The sequence below is a fragment of the Caballeronia cordobensis genome (assembly GCF_001544575.2).
Lineage (GTDB): Bacteria > Pseudomonadota > Gammaproteobacteria > Burkholderiales > Burkholderiaceae > Caballeronia > Caballeronia cordobensis.
Genome location: NZ_FCNY02000054.1, coordinates 1 through 5,212 on the forward strand (window position 1 = coordinate 1; position 5,212 = coordinate 5,212).

Below are 5,212 nucleotides of genomic sequence, written 5' to 3' on the forward strand. Positions count from 1 at the left end.
AATCATCGTCAGTACGTTGAGTGAGCGACCGGTTCTTAACGGAACCGAAAACAGTAACAGGTTTGAACTGAAGAGTTTGATCCTGGCTCAGATTGAACGCTGGCGGCATGCCTTACACATGCAAGTCGAACGGCAGCACGGGGGCAACCCTGGTGGCGAGTGGCGAACGGGTGAGTAATACATCGGAACGTGTCCTGTAGTGGGGGATAGCCCGGCGAAAGCCGGATTAATACCGCATACGACCTAAGGGAGAAAGCGGGGGATCTTCGGACCTCGCGCTATAGGGGCGGCCGATGGCAGATTAGCTAGTTGGTGGGGTAAAGGCCTACCAAGGCGACGATCTGTAGCTGGTCTGAGAGGACGACCAGCCACACTGGGACTGAGACACGGCCCAGACTCCTACGGGAGGCAGCAGTGGGGAATTTTGGACAATGGGGGCAACCCTGATCCAGCAATGCCGCGTGTGTGAAGAAGGCCTTCGGGTTGTAAAGCACTTTTGTCCGGAAAGAAAACTTCGTCCCTAATATGGATGGAGGATGACGGTACCGGAAGAATAAGCACCGGCTAACTACGTGCCAGCAGCCGCGGTAATACGTAGGGTGCGAGCGTTAATCGGAATTACTGGGCGTAAAGCGTGCGCAGGCGGTCTGTTAAGACCGATGTGAAATCCCCGGGCTTAACCTGGGAACTGCATTGGTGACTGGCAGGCTTTGAGTGTGGCAGAGGGGGGTAGAATTCCACGTGTAGCAGTGAAATGCGTAGAGATGTGGAGGAATACCGATGGCGAAGGCAGCCCCCTGGGCCAACACTGACGCTCATGCACGAAAGCGTGGGGAGCAAACAGGATTAGATACCCTGGTAGTCCACGCCCTAAACGATGTCAACTAGTTGTTGGGGATTCATTTCCTTAGTAACGTAGCTAACGCGTGAAGTTGACCGCCTGGGGAGTACGGTCGCAAGATTAAAACTCAAAGGAATTGACGGGGACCCGCACAAGCGGTGGATGATGTGGATTAATTCGATGCAACGCGAAAAACCTTACCTACCCTTGACATGGTCGGAACCCTGCTGAAAGGTGGGGGTGCTCGAAAGAGAACCGGCGCACAGGTGCTGCATGGCTGTCGTCAGCTCGTGTCGTGAGATGTTGGGTTAAGTCCCGCAACGAGCGCAACCCTTGTCCTTAGTTGCTACGCAAGAGCACTCTAAGGAGACTGCCGGTGACAAACCGGAGGAAGGTGGGGATGACGTCAAGTCCTCATGGCCCTTATGGGTAGGGCTTCACACGTCATACAATGGTCGGAACAGAGGGTTGCCAAGCCGCGAGGTGGAGCCAATCCCAGAAAACCGATCGTAGTCCGGATCGCAGTCTGCAACTCGACTGCGTGAAGCTGGAATCGCTAGTAATCGCGGATCAGCATGCCGCGGTGAATACGTTCCCGGGTCTTGTACACACCGCCCGTCACACCATGGGAGTGGGTTTCACCAGAAGTAGGTAGCCTAACCGCAAGGAGGGCGCTTACCACGGTGGGATTCATGACTGGGGTGAAGTCGTAACAAGGTAGCCGTATCGGAAGGTGCGGCTGGATCACCTCCTTTCTCGAGCTTCGCACTTAAAAGTTAAGCGCTCACGCTTATCGGCTGTTGTTTAAGACAGGCTTTGGGTCTGTAGCTCAGTCGGTTAGAGCACCGTCTTGATAAGGCGGGGGTCGATGGTTCGAATCCATCCAGACCCACCACGAGTCGAGATGGGTCGTACAGGCCTAAGACGCGGGGGATTAGCTCAGCTGGGAGAGCACCTGCTTTGCAAGCAGGGGGTCGTCGGTTCGATCCCGTCATCCTCCACCAATCCTCAATGCACAGTGTTTCGCGAAGCACTGCGCATTGGCGATTGAAGCCAGTTGATGCTGCAGGAATTGAAGTGGTCCTGTCGGCTAAACGTTCTTTAACAATCTGGAAGAAGTAGTAAAGAGACTATCTAAAAGCACTTAGAGATGGGTGCGAGTCGGGTAGTCAGGGTAGTGATTGTATCAAGTATGAAAAGGTGATCGAAAGATTGCTTTGGAATACGGCACAACGCGAATACTCAGCCTGTAGCGAAGGTGGCTCGAGAGAGACACACTCGTTATAGGGTCAAGCGAACAAGTGCATGTGGTGGATGCCTTGGCGATCACAGGCGATGAAGGACGCGGTAGCCTGCGAAAAGCGGAGGGGAGCTGGCAAACGAGCTTTGATCCTCCGATATCCGAATGGGGAAACCCGGCCCGTATGGGTCACCCATGACTGAATACATAGGTCATGTGGAGCGAACGCGGTGAACTGAAACATCTAAGTAACCGCAGGAACAGAAATCAACCGAGATTCCCAAAGTAGTGGCGAGCGAAATGGGACCAGCCTGTACTCTTTATCTATCTTATTAGTCGAACGCTCTGGAAAGTGCGGCCATAGCAGGTGATAGCCCTGTAGACGAAAATAGGATGGAAGAACTAGGGGTACGACAAGTAGGGCGGGACACGTGAAATCCTGTCTGAAGATGGGGGGACCATCCTCCAAGGCTAAATACTCGTGATCGACCGATAGTGAACCAGTACCGTGAGGGAAAGGCGAAAAGAACCCCGGGAGGGGAGTGAAATAGATCCTGAAACCGCATGCATACAAACAGTCGGAGCCTCGTAAGGGGTGACGGCGTACCTTTTGTATAATGGGTCAGCGACTTACGTTCAGTAGCGAGCTTAACTGATTAAGGCAGGCGTAGCGAAAGCGAGTCCGAATAGGGCGATCAGTTGCTGGGCGTAGACCCGAAACCAAGTGATCTATCCATGGCCAGGTTGAAGGTGCGGTAACACGTACTGGAGGACCGAACCCACTAACGTTGAAAAGTTAGGGGATGAGCTGTGGATAGGGGTGAAAGGCTAAACAAACTTGGAAATAGCTGGTTCTCTCCGAAAACTATTTAGGTAGTGCCTCGTGTATCACCTTCGGGGGTAGAGCACTGTCATGGTTGTGGGGTCCATTGCGGATTACTACGCCATAGCAAACTCCGAATACCGAAGAGTGCAATCACGGGAGACAGACATCGGGTGCTAACGTCCGGTGTCAAGAGGGAAACAACCCAGACCGCCAGCTAAGGTCCCAAAGATTGGCTAAGTGGGAAACGAAGTGGGAAGGCTAAAACAGTCAGGAGGTTGGCTTAGAAGCAGCCACCCTTTAAAGAAAGCGTAATAGCTCACTGATCGAGTCGTCCTGCGCGGAAGATGTAACGGGGCTCAAGCCAGTCACCGAAGCTGCGGATGCGCACGTAAGTGCGTGTGGTAGGAGAGCGTTCCGTAAGCCTGCGAAGGTGTGTCGAAAGGCATGCTGGAGGTATCGGAAGTGCGAATGCTGACATGAGTAGCGATAAAGGGGGTGAAAAGCCCCCTCGCCGTAAGCCCAAGGTTTCCTACGCAACGTTCATCGGCGTAGGGTGAGTCGGCCCCTAAGGCGAGGCAGAAATGCGTAGCTGATGGGAAGCAGGTCAATATTCCTGCACCATTGTTAGATGCGATGGGGGGACGGATCGCGGAAGGTTGTCCGGGTGTTGGAAGTCCCGGTCGCTGCATTGGAGAAGGTGCTTAGGCAAATCCGGGCACATAATTCAAGGGTGTGGCGCGAGCTTCTTCGGAAGCGAAGCAATTGGAAGTGGTTCCAAGAAAAGCCTCTAAGCTTCAGTCTAATAGTGACCGTACCGCAAACCGACACAGGTGGGCGAGATGAGTATTCTAAGGCGCTTGAGAGAACTCGGGAGAAGGAACTCGGCAAATTGGTACCGTAACTTCGGGATAAGGTACGCCCTTGTAGCTTGACTGGCCTGCGCCAGGAGGGTGAAAGGGTTGCAATAAACTGGTGGCTGCGACTGTTTAATAAAAACACAGCACTCTGCAAACACGAAAGTGGACGTATAGGGTGTGACGCCTGCCCGGTGCCGGAAGATTAAATGATGGGGTGCAAGCTCTTGATTGAAGTCCCGGTAAACGGCGGCCGTAACTATAACGGTCCTAAGGTAGCGAAATTCCTTGTCGGGTAAGTTCCGACCTGCACGAATGGCGTAACGATGGCCACACTGTCTCCTCCCGAGACTCAGCGAAGTTGAAGTGTTTGTGATGATGCAATCTCCCCGCGGCTAGACGGAAAGACCCCATGAACCTTTACTGTAGCTTTGCATTGGACTTTGAACCGATCTGTGTAGGATAGGTGGGAGGCTATGAAACCAGGACGCTAGTCTTGGTGGAGCCGTCCTTGAAATACCACCCTGGTTTGTTTGAGGTTCTAACCTTGGTCCGTGATCCGGATCGGGGACAGTGCATGGTAGGCAGTTTGACTGGGGCGGTCTCCTCCCAAAGCGTAACGGAGGAGTACGAAGGTACGCTAGGTACGGTCGGAAATCGTGCTGATAGTGCAATGGCATAAGCGTGCTTAACTGCGAGACCGACAAGTCGAGCAGGTGCGAAAGCAGGTCATAGTGATCCGGTGGTTCTGTATGGAAGGGCCATCGCTCAACGGATAAAAGGTACTCTGGGGATAACAGGCTGATACCGCCCAAGAGTTCATATCGACGGCGGTGTTTGGCACCTCGATGTCGGCTCATCTCATCCTGGGGCTGTAGCCGGTCCCAAGGGTATGGCTGTTCGCCATTTAAAGAGGTACGTGAGCTGGGTTTAAAACGTCGTGAGACAGTTTGGTCCCTATCTGCCGTGGGCGTTGGATATTTGAAGGGGGCTGCTCCTAGTACGAGAGGACCGGAGTGGACGAACCTCTGGTGTACCGGTTGTGACGCCAGTCGCATCGCCGGGTAGCTATGTTCGGAAGAGATAACCGCTGAAAGCATCTAAGCGGGAAACTCGCCTTAAGATGAGATATCCCCGGGGCTTCGAGCCCCTTGAAGGGTCGTTCCAGACCAGGACGTTGATAGGTCAGGTGTGTAAGTGCAGTAATGCATTGAGCTAACTGATACTAATTGCCCGTAAGGCTTGATCCTATAACCAGTGTGTCTTCCTGGTTGAGTGTCGTTGTGCCACGATCACCACCCCAAACACTGCTACTTCTTCCCAGATTGGCTGTCGCGTCCCCAAGACGACACAGCAACAAGTCATGCCTGATGACCATAGCGAGTCGGTACCACCCCTTCCCATCCCGAACAGGACCGTGAAACGACTCCACGCCGATGATAGTGCGGATC

General features: G+C 53.5%; 2 tRNA genes and 3 rRNA genes. All 5 read left to right on the forward strand.

The features are described from left to right. Positions 1-64: 64 nt before the first annotated feature. Positions 65-1,596: ribosomal RNA gene (locus AWB70_RS37935) — 16S ribosomal RNA — on the forward strand. Between the two features lie 63 nt (positions 1,597-1,659). After that, positions 1,660-1,736 (forward strand) — tRNA-Ile (locus AWB70_RS37940). A gap of 33 nt (positions 1,737-1,769) precedes the next feature. Beyond that, positions 1,770-1,845, forward strand: a tRNA-Ala gene (locus AWB70_RS37945). Between the two features lie 283 nt (positions 1,846-2,128). Then, positions 2,129-5,011 (forward strand): 23S ribosomal RNA (locus AWB70_RS37950). Positions 5,012-5,127: 116 nt separating this feature from the next. Further along, a 5S ribosomal RNA gene (rrf, locus tag AWB70_RS39805) occupies positions 5,128-5,212 on the forward strand; the annotation flags it as partial.